Origin of the sequence: Enterobacter cloacae complex sp. 2022EL-00981 (assembly GCF_028737495.1) — a bacterium.
Classification (GTDB): domain Bacteria; phylum Pseudomonadota; class Gammaproteobacteria; order Enterobacterales; family Enterobacteriaceae; genus Enterobacter; species Enterobacter cloacae.
Map to the genome: position 1 here is coordinate 100,829 of NZ_JAQZRK010000010.1, position 15,866 is coordinate 116,694.

At 54.7% G+C, this 15,866-nt stretch carries 12 protein-coding genes and 1 pseudogene; 1 reads left to right on the top strand and 12 read right to left on the bottom strand.

Annotated features, from left to right (window positions below; all coding sequences use genetic code 11):
- Nucleotides 1–56 precede the first annotated feature (56 nt).
- The 9 genes and pseudogenes from carB to PUZ33_RS11270 form a co-directional block, all read right to left on the bottom strand.
- A complete protein-coding gene (gene carB / locus PUZ33_RS11230) occupies nt 57–3,281 on the bottom strand; it encodes a carbamoyl-phosphate synthase large subunit (protein ID WP_013095532.1) in 3,225 nt (1,074 codons plus the stop codon).
- 18 nt (nt 3,282–3,299) lie between these two features.
- Nucleotides 3,300–4,448 carry a glutamine-hydrolyzing carbamoyl-phosphate synthase small subunit gene (gene carA, locus PUZ33_RS11235; protein ID WP_023620045.1) on the bottom strand — a complete coding sequence of 383 codons (1,149 nt, stop codon included), beginning with the start codon at nt 4,446–4,448 and terminating at the stop codon, nt 3,300–3,302.
- Between the two features lie 454 nt (nt 4,449–4,902).
- Nucleotides 4,903–5,724 (bottom strand): 4-hydroxy-tetrahydrodipicolinate reductase, encoded by an 822-nt coding sequence (gene dapB / locus PUZ33_RS11240; RefSeq protein ID WP_058681517.1) that lies wholly within the window; start codon nt 5,722–5,724, stop codon nt 4,903–4,905.
- A gap of 205 nt (nt 5,725–5,929) precedes the next feature.
- Nucleotides 5,930–6,880, bottom strand: coding sequence for a 4-hydroxy-3-methylbut-2-enyl diphosphate reductase (ispH, locus tag PUZ33_RS11245; protein WP_013095529.1), 951 nt, complete (start codon nt 6,878–6,880; stop codon nt 5,930–5,932).
- A gap of 1 nt (nt 6,881) precedes the next feature.
- Nucleotides 6,882–7,331 (bottom strand): FKBP-type peptidyl-prolyl cis-trans isomerase, encoded by a 450-nt coding sequence (fkpB, locus tag PUZ33_RS11250; RefSeq protein ID WP_013095528.1) that lies wholly within the window; start codon nt 7,329–7,331, stop codon nt 6,882–6,884.
- A 117-nt stretch (nt 7,332–7,448) separates the two neighbouring features.
- The gene (gene lspA / locus PUZ33_RS11255) at nt 7,449–7,949 is read right to left on the bottom strand and encodes a signal peptidase II (protein WP_013095527.1); all 501 of its coding nucleotides are present in this window, start codon (nt 7,947–7,949) and stop codon (nt 7,449–7,451) included.
- Nucleotides 7,949–10,765, bottom strand: coding sequence for an isoleucine--tRNA ligase (gene ileS / locus PUZ33_RS11260; RefSeq protein ID WP_029882680.1), 2,817 nt, complete (start codon nt 10,763–10,765; stop codon nt 7,949–7,951). Before ileS ends, lspA begins: the two co-directional genes overlap by 1 nt.
- Nucleotides 10,766–10,810: 45 nt before the next feature.
- Nucleotides 10,811–11,737: a bifunctional riboflavin kinase/FAD synthetase gene (ribF, locus tag PUZ33_RS11265; protein WP_020688470.1), complete on the bottom strand. Its 927-nt coding sequence runs from the start codon at nt 11,735–11,737 to the stop codon at nt 10,811–10,813.
- A 7-nt stretch (nt 11,738–11,744) separates the two neighbouring features.
- Nucleotides 11,745–11,963: pseudogene (locus PUZ33_RS11270) on the bottom strand (DUF2575 domain-containing protein).
- Between the two features lie 101 nt (nt 11,964–12,064).
- Between PUZ33_RS11270 and rpsT the strand changes: the two are divergent.
- A complete protein-coding gene (gene rpsT / locus PUZ33_RS11275) occupies nt 12,065–12,328 on the top strand; it encodes a 30S ribosomal protein S20 (protein WP_003856458.1) in 264 nt (87 codons plus the stop codon).
- A 57-nt stretch (nt 12,329–12,385) separates the two neighbouring features.
- On the opposite strand, the gene nhaR is transcribed toward rpsT, so the two are convergent.
- The 3 genes from nhaR to dnaJ all read right to left on the bottom strand — a co-directional run bounded on the left by nhaR (nt 12,386) and on the right by dnaJ (nt 15,836).
- Nucleotides 12,386–13,285 carry a transcriptional activator NhaR gene (nhaR, locus tag PUZ33_RS11280; RefSeq protein WP_020688469.1) on the bottom strand — a complete coding sequence of 300 codons (900 nt, stop codon included), beginning with the start codon at nt 13,283–13,285 and terminating at the stop codon, nt 12,386–12,388.
- 56 nt (nt 13,286–13,341) lie between these two features.
- Entirely contained in the window at nt 13,342–14,517 is a 1,176-nt protein-coding gene (gene nhaA, locus PUZ33_RS11285) for a Na+/H+ antiporter NhaA (protein ID WP_038981162.1), read from the bottom strand.
- Between the two features lie 173 nt (nt 14,518–14,690).
- Nucleotides 14,691–15,836, bottom strand: a complete 1,146-nt coding sequence (gene dnaJ / locus PUZ33_RS11290) for a molecular chaperone DnaJ (protein WP_014830600.1) — start codon at nt 15,834–15,836, stop codon at nt 14,691–14,693.
- Nucleotides 15,837–15,866: the final 30 nt, after the last annotated feature.

Here is a 15,866-nt window from a genome sequence, read left to right on the forward strand (position 1 = left end):
AAGGTTCTGAAGAGGGGAAGAATGCCCGGTAACCGAACGGTACCGGGCGATTTGTCTTACTTGTTAATCTGGGCGTGCATTTCCTGGACCGAAATCACCTTCTCGGTGGCATCCGCGTTCAGCGCCATGGCTGTTGCGAAACCGCCGTTCAGGGTGGTGTCGTAATGCACTTTGTACTGCAGCGCGCTGCGGCGAATCAGCTTGGAGTCTTCAATCGCCTGGCGGCCCGCAGTGGTGTTGATGATATAGGTGTATTCGCCATTCTTAATGCGATCCTGAATGTGCGGACGACCTTCATGCACTTTGTTCACCAGACGCGGGTTGATTCCCGCTTCACCCAGCACAATCGCCGTACCGTGGGTTGCATCCAGCTCGAAGCCCTGTTTCAGTAGCTTGGCCGCCAGGTCAACCACGCGCTCTTTATCACCTTCGCGAACAGAGAGCAGCGCACGGCCAGATTTCTTCATGGTGGAATTGCTACCCAGTTGCGCTTTAGCAAACGCTTCTGCAAAGGTGCGGCCCACGCCCATCACTTCCCCGGTAGAGCGCATCTCTGGCCCTAACAGCGGGTCAACGCCCGGGAATTTGTTGAACGGCAGCACCACCTCTTTCACCGAGTAGTACGGCGGGATAATCTCTTTTGTGACGCCCTGCTGTGCCAGCGTCTGGCCAGCCATCACGCGCGCCGCCACTTTTGCCAGCGGAATACCGGTCGCTTTAGAGACGAACGGTACGGTACGTGCCGCACGCGGGTTCACTTCAATCAGGTAGACTTCGTTGTCTTTCACGGCGAACTGGACGTTCATCAGACCGCGAACCTGCAGTTCGAAGGCCAGTTTCTGCACCTGCTGACGCATCACGTCCTGAATTTCCTGGCTCAGGGTGTACGCTGGCAGAGAACAGGCGGAGTCGCCTGAGTGCACGCCCGCCTGCTCGATGTGCTCCATGATGCCACCAATCAACACCATTTCGCCGTCACAGATAGCATCCACATCCACTTCAACCGCATCGTCGAGGAAGCGATCCAGCAGCACCGGCGCATCGTTGGACACGCTGACTGCCGTCTGGAAGTAACGACGCAGGTCAGCTTCATCGTAGACGATTTCCATCGCGCGGCCGCCCAGCACGTAAGAAGGACGCACCACCAGCGGGTAGCCAATCTCTTTCGCCTTCTCAACCGCTTGTTCAATCGCAGTCACGGTGGCGTTTGCCGGCTGTTTCAGCTTCAGACGGTCAACCGCCTGCTGGAAACGCTCGCGGTCTTCTGCACGGTCAATGGCATCCGGGCTGGTACCGATAACCGGCACACCTGCGGCTTCCAGCGCGCGCGCCAGTTTCAGCGGCGTCTGGCCGCCGTACTGCACGATCACGCCTTTTGGCTTCTCGATGCGCACGATTTCCAGCACGTCTTCCAGTGTTACCGGTTCGAAGTAGAGACGGTCAGAGGTGTCATAGTCGGTAGAGACCGTTTCCGGGTTACAGTTGACCATGATGGTCTCGTAACCGTCTTCGCGCAGCGCCAGAGAGGCGTGTACGCAGCAGTAGTCAAACTCGATGCCCTGGCCGATACGGTTTGGGCCACCGCCCAGTACCATGATTTTGTCGCGGTCAACGGACGGATTCGCTTCACACTCGTCTTCATAGGTGGAGTACATGTAAGCCGTATCGGTCGCAAACTCTGCCGCACAGGTATCAACACGCTTGTAGACCGGGTGCAGGTCATACTGGTCGCGCAGCTTGCGGATTTCTGCTTCACGCACGCCGGCCAGTTTTGCCAGACGCGCGTCGGCAAAGCCTTTGCGTTTCAACATGCGCAGGAAGTCAGCGTCCAGGCCATTGATGCCCAGCTCCGCCACTTTCTCTTCCAGACGCACCAGCTCTTCAATCTGTACCAGGAACCAGCGGTCGATGTTGGTCAGGTTGAACACGCCGTCCACGGACAAGCCTGCGCGGAAGGCGTCGGCGATATACCAGATACGCTCTGCGCCCGCGTCTTTCAGCTCGCGGCGGATTTTGGTCAGTGCTTCCGGGTCGTCCAGGCTCACTTTCGGATCGAAGCCGGTCGCGCCCACTTCGAGGCCGCGCAGCGCTTTCTGCAGGGATTCCTGCTGCGTGCGGCCAATCGCCATCACTTCACCCACAGATTTCATCTGGGTGGTCAGACGGTCGTTCGCGCCAGCGAATTTCTCGAAGTTGAAGCGTGGAATTTTGGTCACAACGTAGTCGATAGACGGTTCGAAGGACGCAGGCGTGCGGCCCCCGGTGATGTCGTTCATCAGCTCGTCAAGGGTGTAACCGACCGCCAGTTTCGCCGCCACCTTCGCAATCGGGAAGCCGGTCGCTTTAGAGGCCAGCGCGGAGGAGCGGGACACGCGCGGGTTCATTTCGATAACAATCAGACGGCCGGTTTTCGGGTTCACCGAGAACTGCACGTTAGAACCACCGGTTTCGACGCCGATTTCACGCAGTACCGCCATCGAGGCGTTACGCATGATTTGGTACTCTTTGTCGGTCAGCGTTTGCGCTGGCGCAACGGTAATGGAGTCGCCGGTGTGGATACCCATCGCATCGAAGTTTTCGATGGAGCAGACGATGATGCAGTTGTCGTTTTTATCACGCACCACTTCCATCTCGTACTCTTTCCAGCCAATCAGCGATTCATCAATCAGCAGCTCTTTGGTTGGGGAGAGATCCAGGCCGCGCTCGCAAATCTCTTCAAACTCTTCGCGGTTGTAGGCGATACCGCCGCCGGTGCCGCCCATGGTGAAGGAAGGACGGATGATGCACGGATAACCCACTTCAGCCGCTACGGCCAGTGCCTCTTCCATGTTGTGAGCGATACCGGAACGTGCGGTGTCGAGGCCGATTTTTTTCATCGCCACGTCGAAGCGACGACGGTCTTCTGCTTTATCAATCGCGTCGGCGGTCGCACCAATCATGGTCACGCCAAACTCTTCCAGCACGCCCTGACGCTCCAGCTCCAGTGCGCAGTTCAGCGCAGTCTGGCCACCCATGGTCGGCAGAACCGCATCCGGACGCTCTTTCTCGATGATTTTACGTACCACTTCCCAGTGAATCGGCTCGATGTAGGTTGCATCCGCCATTTCCGGGTCGGTCATGATGGTCGCCGGGTTAGAGTTCACCAGGATAACGCGGTAACCCTCTTCGCGCAGGGCCTTACACGCCTGTGCACCGGAGTAGTCAAATTCACAGGCCTGACCGATAACAATCGGGCCAGCGCCAAGGATCAGGATGCTTTTTATGTCTGTACGTTTTGGCATGGTCTTCTCGGCTCCTGATTATTTAGCGGTCTTACGGTATTGCTCGATAAGTTCGATGAAGTGATCGAACAGCGGTGCGGCATCGTGCGGCCCCGGGCTGGCTTCCGGGTGTCCCTGGAAGCTGAACGCTGGCTTATCGGTACGATGGATACCCTGCAGGGTGCCATCGAACAGGGATTTGTGCGTCACGCGCAGATTAGCCGGCATTGACGCTTCGTCTACTGCGAAGCCGTGGTTCTGTGCCGTAATCATCACCGTGTTGTTGTCGATGTCTTTCACCGGGTGGTTACCACCGTGGTGACCGAACTTCATCTTAATGGTGTTCGCCCCGCTCGCCAGCGCCAGCAGCTGATGGCCGAGGCAGATGCCGAATACCGGAATATCGGTTTCGAGGAAGGACTTGATGGCATCGATAGCGTAATCGCACGGTGCCGGGTCGCCAGGACCGTTAGAGAGGAAGATGCCATCCGGGTTCATCTTCAGTACGTCTTCGGCAGAGGTTTTCGCCGGCACCACCGTCAGACGGCAGCCGCGATCAACCAGCATGCGCAGGATATTGCGCTTGGCGCCGAAATCGTAGGCGACCACGTGGAACGGCAGCTCGCTCTCTTTTTTCGCTTCCGGCAGGTCATCTGAAAGCGTCCAGCTACCTTGCGTCCAGCTGTATGCTTCAGTGGTCGTCACTTCTTTCGCCAGGTCCATGCCATTCAGGCCCGGGAAAGCTTTCGCTTTTTCCAGCGCCAGCGCCGCATCGAGGTTGTCCCCTGCGATGATGCAGCCGTTCTGTGCACCCTTCTCGCGCAGCAGACGCGTTAATTTACGGGTATCGATATCGGCAATCGCCACAATGTTATGGCGCTTCAGGTAGGAAGAGAGGTCTTCGGTATTGCGGAAGTTGCTGGCAATCAGCGGCAGGTCGCGAATGACCAGGCCTTGCGCATGTACCTGAGAAGATTCTTCGTCAGCAGCATTGGTGCCGACATTGCCGATATGAGGATAAGTAAGAGTAACGATTTGGCGAGAATAGGAAGGATCAGTGAGGATTTCTTGATAACCGGTCATTGAAGTATTGAAAACGACTTCCCCAACCGCCGAACCCGTTGCCCCTATGGCCCGACCGATAAACTGGGTTCCGTCTTCCAGAACCAATAGCGCTGACTTAATCAAAACACCCTCCAGAGAATATTCACTCACTTTATTTGCATATTAATTCACAACCATGTCATAAATCAATGCAAATGTGTTGCCAGCGGATTTTTGGCAAACGGCGGCATTCTGGAGATTTGCCAGGTAAAAGTCAACTCAAAACGGATATTTTAATTATCCTTTTGCAAGCCTGGCGGCCTGAAAAGATGTTAAGCGGCAAAAAGATCAGGTAAATCACGACAGAAAACGCTTGCGTGGCAAGTTTATTGGAATTTCTGGTACGCAGATAATAAAAAGTGGACCAAACGGTCAAAATTTACATACCAGCAACACAAAATGGCGGGATAATATCTAATTTTAGTCAAAAAAGACAAAAATAAACATGGAATGGACAAAATAAAAGGGCAATAAATTATTGCCCTATGCAATCAAAAAGTTACGACTGCAATAACCACATCACGATGGGTAATATCTCTTACAAATTGTTGAGATCTAGCACATCACGCATATCAAAAAGACCATTTTCTTTGCCTTTCAGCCACAAAGCGGAGCGAACGGCACCATTGGCAAATGTCATACGGCTGGATGCTTTATGCGTGATCTCTACACGTTCTCCAATATCGGCGAACATCGCAGTATGTTCCCCGACGATGTCACCCGCACGCACGGTTGCGAAACCAATCGTTCCCGGGACGCGTTCGCCCATATGGCCTTCGCGGGTATATACCGCGCAGTCTTTTAAATCTTTATCCAGTGCATGCGCAATCGCTTCGCCCATTGCCAGCGCCGTGCCGGAGGGAGCATCGACTTTGTAACGGTGGTGAGCTTCGACAATCTCAATGTCGGTATAATCGCCCATCACTTTTGCGGCCTTCTCCAGCAGCTTAAGCATAACGTTGACGCCCACGCTAAAGTTAGCAGCGAAGACAATAGCAATCTCATGTGACGCATCCTGAATGGCTTGTTTACCGGCTTCATCAAACCCGGTGGTGCCAATCACCATGCCTTTGCCGTGCTGACGGCAAAATGCCAGATGGGTCAGTGTGCCTTCTGGCCGGGTGAAATCGATAAACACATCAAAATCATCTTTCACCGCATCAAGGCTGCTTTGAACGGTAACGCCCGTCTTGCCCGCGCCTGCCAGTTCACCGGCATCGGCCCCAAGAAGCGATGAACCTTCACGTTCCAGTGCTGCGCCCAGCGCTACGCCATCCATCTGAAGTGCCGCCTGAATGAGCTGGCGACCCATACGTCCACCCGCGCCCGCAATAGCGACACGGATCTGTGCATCATGCATAGTTATTCTCTTACGTTAAAATGATGTAAACCGTTTTCAGATTAACCAGCCTTTGTCAGGCCTGCCAACTGAAAACACCGATAATTAGAATTTAACGTGAAACGGACTCAAATATCAGTAAAAGACATGATTTTGTCGTCACGATAAAGTAGCAGATAAAAAAAAGGCCAGCACAGGAGGTGCTGGCCTTTCCTCAGAAGAAGGATTATTCCACTTCGCGTGCATCAATACGCAGCTCTTTCGGAACTTCGAAGACGATGTTTTCTTCGCGGCCTTCCAGCGGAACGGCTTCACCACCACCCAGCTCCTGCAGACGGGTGATCACGTTCTGCACCAGGATATCCGGCGCGGAAGCCCCTGCGGTGACACCGACACAGGCCGCGTTTTTCACCCACGCTTCCTGAATGTCCGTCGCGTCGTCAATCAGAAACGCCGCCTTGCCCATGCGCTGCGCCAGTTCGGCCAGACGGTTGGAGTTAGAGGAGTTTTTCGAGCCGACCACCAGCACCACGTCCGCCTGTTCAGCCAGCGCACGCACCGCTTCCTGGCGGTTAGTGGTTGCGTAGCAGATATCATCTTTACGCGGCCCGACGATTTTCGGGAAACGCTGGCGCAATGCGTCAATCACATCCGACGTATCATCAACTGAAAGCGTGGTCTGCGTCATGAACGACAGACGGGCTTCGTTTTTCACGTTCAGCGTCAGAACATCTTCCGGCGACTCCACCAGATACATCCCCCCTTCCGGGTTGCTGTACTGGCCCATAGTGCCTTCGACTTCCGGATGACCCGCATGACCAATCAGGATCGACTCTTCACCGCGACGGCTGGCGCGCGCCACTTCCATATGCACTTTGGTTACCAACGGACAGGTGGCGTCGAACACCGTCAAATCACGGCTTTTCGCTTCGTTACGTACCGCCTGGGAGACACCGTGTGCGGAGAAAATCAGGATCGCGCCGTCCGGCACTTCGCTGATCTGCTCAATGAAGATTGCACCGCGTTCACGCAGGCTGTCGACCACGTAACGGTTATGTACAACTTCGTGACGCACGTAAATCGGCGCGCCGTAAATCTCCAGCGCGTTTTCAACAATGCTGATAGCGCGGTCTACACCGGCGCAGAAGCCGCGCGGGTTAGCCAACAGGATCTGCATTTCAGGCCTCCAGTACCGGATCGATCTCCAGCACTTCAATATCAAAATGGACGGTGCGCCCGGCAAGCGGATGGTTGAAATCTACGGTGATGGAGTCGCCGTTGATTTCGCGGATCACGCCAGGCATTTCGCTGCCATCCATAGCGGTAAAGAGCATAATCGCCCCGATTTCCGGTTCGCCCGCATCCATAAATTCACGACGAGAGAAGTACTGGATAAGATCCGGGCTTGGCACGCCAAACGCCGCATCCGGCTCCAGCGAAAACGCCTTCTTCTCCCCCTCTTTCAGACCCAGAAGCTGCTGCTCCAGACCTTCAGATAACGACGTATCGCCAAGACGAAACAGGGCTGGTTTGCCGTTATTGCGGGTGGATTCGGCCGTTGAGCCGTCATCCAGTTTCAGCGTGAAGTGAACGAGAACCGCGCTATTGCTTTGTACGGATTTAGACATGCAAATTGCTCGCTTGTTTTGGGTCACCTGTTGCCCGGTGGCGCTGCGCTTACCGGGCCTACGGGAGGCCACAAATTCTGTAGGCCGGGTAAGCGCAGCGCCACCCGGCATTTACAATTAAGCCTGCTCTTTCGCGGCGGGTTTCGGCAAGAAACCTTCCAGCACGATTAACGCCGCACCGATACAAATTGCGCTATCGGCGAGGTTAAAGGTCGCAAAGTGCCAGTCGCCGACGTAGAAGTCGATCATATCGACCACAAAGCCATGCCACAGGCGATCGAACAGGTTACCTAACGCGCCGCCAATGATCAGCGCATAGGCGATGTTGTTCAGCTTTTGTGTCGCTTTCGAACGGTACATCAGCACCGCCAGCACCACACAGATACCGATAGCAATACCCGCAAAGAACCAGCGCTGCCAGCCACCGCTGTCAGCAAGGAAGCTAAACGCCGCACCGTAGTTACGCGCATAGTGCAGGTTAAGCGACGGGAACAGCGGAACCGTATCCCCCAGAGCAAAGTTCTGGAGGATCAGGAACTTGCTGCCCAGATCAATAATCAGCACCACCACAACCAGCCACAGCCAGCGCAGTCCTGTTGAACAGAGAGTTTTACTCATCAGGCAAACTTACGTTTTTCGCCGTCACCGGCGACGTTGCTTACACAGCGTCCGCAGATGTCTGCGTGTTCCGCCACCTGGCCGACATCGGTGGTGTAGTGCCAGCAGCGCGGGCACTTCTCACCTTCGGCTTTGCTCAGTGCGACTTTTAGCCCTTTAAGCAGTTCGCTCTGCTGAGCGTCAGCAGAAGCGTCGGCATAATCCGCAACTTTCGCACCGGAGGTCAACAGGACAAATCGTAATTCATCGCCCAGCGCCGTCAGTTTGGCCGCCAGCTCAGGTTCTGCGTACAGGGTCACTGCCGCTTCCAGAGAACCACCGACTTTCTTGTCTGCACGCGCCTGTTCGATGACCTTGTTCACTTCGCCACGCACTTTCAGCAGCTCGTCCCAGAAGGCGTCGTTCATCGCTTCGGTACTGGAGAGATCGAACAGACCTTCGTACCACTCGCCTGTGAAGACATACTTCTCACGCTCACCTGGCAGGTAGCCCCAGATTTCATCCGCGGTGAAGGACATAATTGGCGCCATCCAGCGCACCAGTGCTTCTGCGATGTGATACAGCGCAGTCTGGCAGCTACGACGCGCCACGCTGTCCGCTTTCGCGGTGTACTGGCGGTCTTTGATGATGTCGAGGTAGAACGAGCCCATTTCGATGGAGCAGAAGCGCATCAGGCGCTGCACCACTTCATGGAAATCGTAAGACTCATATGCCTTAACGATATCTTCCTGCGCCGCTTTCGCACAGCCTACCGCCCAGCGATCCAGCACCACCATCTCTTCCGGTTTCACCATGTCTTTTGCCGGATCGAAACCATTCAGGTTCGCCAGCAGGAAGCGCGCGGTGTTACGGATACGACGATAGCTGTCGGCAGCACGTTTCAGGATCTCATCTGATACCGCCATTTCGCCGGTATAGTCGGTAGATGCCACCCACAGACGCAGAATGTCTGCGCCCAGTTTGTTCATCACGTCCTGCGGAGAAACGGTATTACCGATAGATTTGGACATCTTACGGCCCTGACCATCGACGGTGAAACCGTGGGTCAGTACCTGACGGTAAGGTGCTTTACCTTTCATGGCGGTGGAGATCATCAGGGATGACATGAACCAGCCACGGTGTTGGTCAGAACCTTCCAGATACATATCAGCCGCGTGACCGGCAAACTCAGGGCGCACGTCAACCACGGAGGCGTGCGTAGACCCGGAGTCGAACCACACGTCCAGGGTATCTGGCACTTTCTCGTAGTTGTCCGCGTCTGCGCCCAGGATATCGCGGGCATCGAGATCCCACCACGCCTGAATGCCATCAACTTCAACACGCTTCGCCACTTCTTCCATCAGTTCCAGCGTGTTCGGGTGCAGTTCGTGCGTCTCTTTATGCACGAACAGCGACATCGGCACGCCCCAGGTGCGCTGACGGGAGATACACCAGTCAGGACGGTTAGCCACCATGGATTCAATACGCGCCTGGCCCCAGTCCGGGATCCACTGCACGCCTTTGATCTCTTTCAGAGACTGCTCGCGCAGACCTTTCTGATCCATGCTGACGAACCACTGTGGGGTCGCACGGAAGATGATCGGCGTCTTGTGACGCCAGCAGCACGGGTAGCTGTGCTGCATTTTCTCAACGTGCAACAGCGCGCCGCGCTCACGCAGCATCTCCACAATGATGTCGTTCGCTTTGAAGACGTTGATACCGTCCAGCGATGGATACGTACCAGGCAGGTATGATCCGTCCGGACCAACCGGGTTCGCGATTTCCAGACCATATTTCAGGCTGATGTTGTAGTCGTCAGGACCGTGACCACCGGCGGTATGTACTGCACCCGTACCGGCTTCCAGCGTCACGTGGTCGCCCAAGATTGCCGGAACGTCGAAGTCCAGGAACGGGTGTTTGAAGCGCATCAGCTCCAGCGCATCGCCCTTCACGGTGCCCAGCACGGTGTAGTCGGTGATGTTCGCGCGTTTCAGCACGCTTTCCACCAGATCTTTCGCCAGGATCAGCGCCTGACCGTCAATCTGAACCAGTGCATATTCGAACTCACCGGAGAGGGAGATCGCACGGTTAGCAGGCAGCGTCCATGGGGTGGTGGTCCAGATAACCAGCGAGATCGGGCCGCTTACGCCCGGCAGGCCGAATTTACCTTTGATCGCATCCTGATCGACCGCTTCGAAGGCCACGTCGATTGAAGGCGAGGTTTTGTCGTAATACTCAACTTCTGCTTCTGCCAGCGCAGAACGGCAGTCCACGCACCAGTGCACCGGCTTCGCGCCTTTGTGCAGGTGGCCATTGCCGATGATTTTACCCAGCGCACGGATGATGTTGGCTTCGGTTTTGAAGTCCATGGTCAGGTACGGATGCGACCAGTCGCCCAGCACGCCCAGACGAATAAAGTCTGCACGCTGGCCGTCAACCTGAGTGGCCGCGTATTCACGGCATTTCGCACGGAATTCCGCCGCGGTGAATTTCTCACCCGGCTTACCAAATTCCTGCTCAACTTTCAGTTCAATCGGCAGACCGTGGCAGTCCCAACCCGGAACGTAAGGCGAGTCATATCCCGCGAGTCCTTTGGACTTCACGATAATGTCTTTCAGAATCTTGTTTACAGAGTGACCAATATGAATGCTGCCATTCGCATATGGAGGGCCATCATGCAGAATGAAGGTTTTTTTGCCTTTCTTGGCTGCACGAATGATGCCGTACAGGTCATCATCGGTCCAACGCGCCAGCATTCCCGGTTCGCGCTTGGCGAGATCGCCGCGCATCGGGAACCCTGTTTCCGGCAAATTCAGGGTTGATTTATAGTCACTCATCAGATTCTCGGTTCCGTATTTATCACGTAGGCATTTAAGCCGGGTTCAAAGCCCAAAAAACTCGCGGGCCGTTAATTCATCTCGCGCGATTTGCGCTTTTAGTTCATCCAGCGAGGCAAATCGCTGCTCATTGCGTATTTTTTTACGCAGTATGACATCTATATGGCGACCGTAGAGGTCCATTACAACGTCCAGCAGATGCACTTCCAGCTGCTGCCGCACACCGGCGACCGTAGGACGTGTGCCAATATTGGCGACACCGTAAAAAGGTTTCTCGCCCAGTCCAGCCACTTCCACCGCATATACCCCTTTAACCGGGGAGACCTGACGACGCAGCGGTATATTCGCCGTCGGGAAACCTATCGTACGGCCCAGCGCATCGCCATGAACCACACGACCAGAAATGGTAAACGGATGCCCCAGCAAATTCTCTGCGGTCTCCAGTTCATCATTCGCCAGCGCCTGACGAACCGCCGTACTGCTGACGCGCACGCCACCTTCGCAAAAGGTCATCGCGCTGGTGACGTCAAAACCATATTCCAGGCCAGCCTTCTGTAATAGCAAGAAATCGCCCTGACGACCAGCGCCAAAGCGGAAATCATCACCCACGGCGAGAAACTGCACGCCAAGGCGCTTGACCAACAGGTCGCTGACGAAATTTTGTGCTGTCAGCGCGGCAAAACGACGATCAAAACGGACACACAATACGTAGTCCACACCGGACTGTGCCAGATAGCGCAACTTCTCGCGCAGGCGAGTAAGTCGGGCAGGCGATTTATCGCCCGCGAACAGTTCCAGCGGCTGCGGCTCGAAAATCATCACTACCACGGGAAGGCCACGCGCCTCCCCTTCTTTACGCAATCCCTGCAACAGCGCCTGATGCCCACGATGCACGCCGTCGAAATTACCAATGGTCAGCACGCACCCGTGGGGGGCTTTGCTGAGATTATGTATGCCGCGTATCAGCTTCATGTCTGGCTCAAAACAGTGAAAATCGCCAAAGTATACCTTGTACAGCGATTAAGGTTAACCGACGATTGTCTGCACAAAACAGAAAGCCGTAATGATTTCATCATGCTGACCTTTCACAGCAAAAAAATCTGTCCCGGAACTGCGATTTTTATGCCGAAAAGCTGTATTCACGAAAGACAAGCTGGTAGAATCCTGCGCCATCACTACGTAACGTAGCGTCGCTAATTAACGGCGCTTATTTGCACAAATCCATTGACAAAAGAAGGCAAAGAGGGCATATTCCTCGGCCTTTGAATTGTCCACATAGATCATATTTGGGAGTTGGACTTGGCTAATATCAAATCAGCTAAGAAACGTGCCGTTCAGTCTGAAAAGGCTCGTAAGCACAACGCAAGCCGTCGCTCTATGATGCGTACTTTCATCAAGAAAGTATACGCAGCAATCGAAGCTGGCGACAAAGCTGCAGCGCAGAACGCATTTAACGAAATGCAACCAATCGTGGATCGTCAGGCTGCTAAAGGTCTGATCCACAAAAACAAAGCAGCGCGTCATAAAGCAAACCTGACCGCGCAGATCAACAAACTGGCTTAATCGCCGCTTGTTGTTGCTTGTTTAAAGAACCCGCTTAACGCGGGTTTTTTTATACCTTCAGTTTGCTGGCGGGGTAAACAGCGCCGAGTAGTCGCGGTTACAGATACGCTGCACCGCCGGGTGTTGAATCATCCTTTCGGCGAAGATAGCGTGGTACTCCTCCATGACGTTATCGACTCTGCCAATCTCGGTAATCTTGTTATCTGAATAGAGATCGTGCATGTACAGCGTCGGCGCAACAAAGATTGCGTTGTGCGCCTCACCAAACGCTTTCATCAGTGCTGCATCATCGAACTCACCCAGGATCTCCACGTTCAGCCCCTGAGAGTTAAACCAGTTCTGCAGCTTACGCCCCAGCATGGAGCGCCTTCCCGGCACCAGCAAGCGGCGTTCTTCCAGACAGGCAGGGAACGGTTTTTCCGGAGGCGGGTTAATGCACCAGAAGCTTACCCCGCATTCACCAATCTTGACCGAGAACAGCCCCTCCTGCTGCGTGGAGTCGATGGGGCAATCCGAGATAATCATATCCAGCTTATGCTGGCTCAACTGCTCCAGCAGCATTTCGTGTGTGGATTCAAAACAGCGCAAATGGATCTGTTCGTCTTCAACCACCGCTGCATCCAGCACGCCGCTCACCAGCCGTTTCGAGAGGGCATCCGCCACGCCCACGTCAAACAGCAAATTGGACTCTTTGCGGTAGTTGACGATATCCAGCATCTCCTGGCTCAGGGTAAACATCTTGTCCGCATAGCGAAAAACCAGTTCACCCAACTCGCTTGGCTCTATCCCACGTCCTTTACGCTTGAACAGCTTGCCTTGCAGGCGTTCTTCCAGCGCTTTGATTTGCCCGGTGATAGTTTGTGGCGTCAGAAAAAGAGCTTCTGCCGCCCCTACCACCGAGCCTTGTTTGTAAACATGCCAGAAGTAATAAAGATGGTTGTAATTCAAATGAGACATCGCGTCTTCTCTCCCTGAGTGTATCGGGAGAAGAATGACCTCCTCCCGGTTTTCCGTTATGCCTGGACGGCCTGCCCGGACAACTTCACCTTCAATAAGGTATAACCAATAACTGCGGCCAGTAATGAACCGATAAGAATGGCGAGTTTTGCCCAGATAATCAGCTCAGGCGCGTTTGCACCAAACGCCAGCGTCGAGATAAAGATCGACATGGTAAATCCGATACCGCACAGCACGCCGACCGCCATAATCTGACCAAATGTTGTGCCGTTCGGCAACGATGCCAGCTTAAACTTCAGCGCCAGCCAGCAGAACAGGCTGATCCCCAGCGGTTTACCAATAAACAGCCCGGCAATAATACCCAGCGGCAGCACGGAAGTGAGCCCCTCCAGCGTAACCCCTCCCAGGGAAACACCCGCGTTGGCAAACGCAAACAGCGGCAGGATCATAAAGGCGACCCACGGGTGCAGCACATGCTCCAGTTGTTTGGCCGGTGATTTACCCTCCTGCGGCTTAAGCGGCACAAAGAAGCCGACGATCACCCCGGCCAGCGTGGCATGGACACCCGATTTCAGCACCGCCGTCCACAACACCATCCCCACAAGGATGTAAATTCCAATGCGACGGACATTGAAAATGTTCAACAGCGCCAGGACTGCAATCGCCCCTGCTGCCACGCTCAGCGATAGAATCGACAGATCGCTGGTGTAGAACAGCGCGATAATGACGATAGCCCCCAGGTCATCAATGATCGCCAGCGCCATCAGGAAGATTTTCAGTGCAACCGGAACCCGGCTCCCGAGCAACGCTAAAACGCCAAGCGCAAACGCGATATCCGTTGCCGCCGGGATCGCCCACCCGTCACGCGCGACAGGATCCTGCCAGGCAAACGCGAGGAAGAGCAGCGCCGGAACGACCATCCCGCCAATGGCGGCGATCACCGGAAACGCTGCGCGCTGGCGACTGGCTAACGAGCCCATCACCAGCTCACGTTTCACCTCAAGCCCCACCAGCAGGAAGAACACCGCCATCAGCGCATCGTTGATCCACAGCAGCATGTTCTTGTTGATTTCCAGCGCGCCGACCTTAAGCTCGACGGGCGTTTCCAGAAATGCGTGATAGAGATCGCGCGTCATGCCCATGTTGGCGAGCAGCATCGCGGCCGCAGCAGCAATAATCAGGATCACGCCGCCGGATGCTTCACTGCTAAAGAAACGGTGTAGTAATTTCACGTTAATTCTCTCTTTTACAACAATACCTCGATAAAATCATAATATCAGCGCAAACAAATCGGTAAAAACAGATTAATATTGAATATATACTCAGTTTAACCGAGCTTTCGAACAAGAAATAAAAAACCCGGAATCGCTTCCGGGTTTTTAAAGGATAGTTACCAGCTAACGATTTAGCGGGTCAAATCATCGAAGAATTTTTTGACGCCATCGAAGAAGCTTTTGGAGCGTGGGCTGTTTTTCTCACCCGTCGGGCCGCCAAAGCTTTCCTGCAGCTCTTTTAACAGCTGTTTCTGCTTGTCGTTCAGGCCAACCGGGGTTTCAACCACCACGCGGCACAGCAGGTCGCCCTGCGCACCACCGCGAACGGATTTCACGCCTTTACCGCGCATGCGGAACAGCTTACCGGTCTGCGTTTCGCCTGGGATTTTCAGGTTCACGCGCCCATCCAGTGTAGGCACTTCAATTTCGCCACCGAGCGCTGCCATAGCAAAGTTGATCGGGACTTCACAGTAGAGGTTGTTGCCTTCACGCTCAAAGATAGCGTGCTGTTTCACCTGCACCTGAACGTACAGATCGCCTGCTGGTGCGCCGTGCTCACCTGCTTCGCCTTCACCTGCCAGACGGATGCGGTCGCCCGTATCTACGCCAGCCGGGATTTTAACGGACAGGGTTTTGGTTTTCTCAACGCGACCGTGGCCGTGGCATTTGGTGCATGGATCTTTAATCAGCGTCCCACGACCATGACAGTGCGGACACGCCTGCTGGACGGCGAAGAAGCCCTGACGCATCTGCACCTGACCGGAACCGTGACAGGTTGGACAGGTTTGTGGCTGCGTACCCGCTTTCGCACCGCTGCCATGGCAAACGTCACACTCTTCCAGCGTCGGGATACGGATCTCTTTGGTGACACCGCGAACGGCCTCTTCCAGCGTCAGCTCCATGTTGTAGCGCAGATCCGCACCACGCGCTGCGCGTTGACGACCGCGGCCACCACCGAAGATATCGCCGAAAACATCGCCAAAGATATCGCTGAAATCAGCGCCACCGCCAAAGCCGCCGCCACCGAATCCACCGCCACCCATGCCGCCCTGTTCAAAGGCTGCGTGACCGTACTGGTCATAGGCCGCACGTTTTTGTGCATCGGTCAGGACTTCGTAGGCTTCTTTGATCTCTTTAAATTTAGCTTCAGCCTCTTTGTCACCCTGGTTGCGATCCGGGTGGAATTTCATGGCCAGGCGCTTATACGCCTTTTTGATTTCACGCTCTTCCGCAGTTTTCGGAACGCCTAAAATCTCGTAATAGTCTTGCTTTGCCATTGGTTTTTTTAAGCCCCTTAACATGCGAGC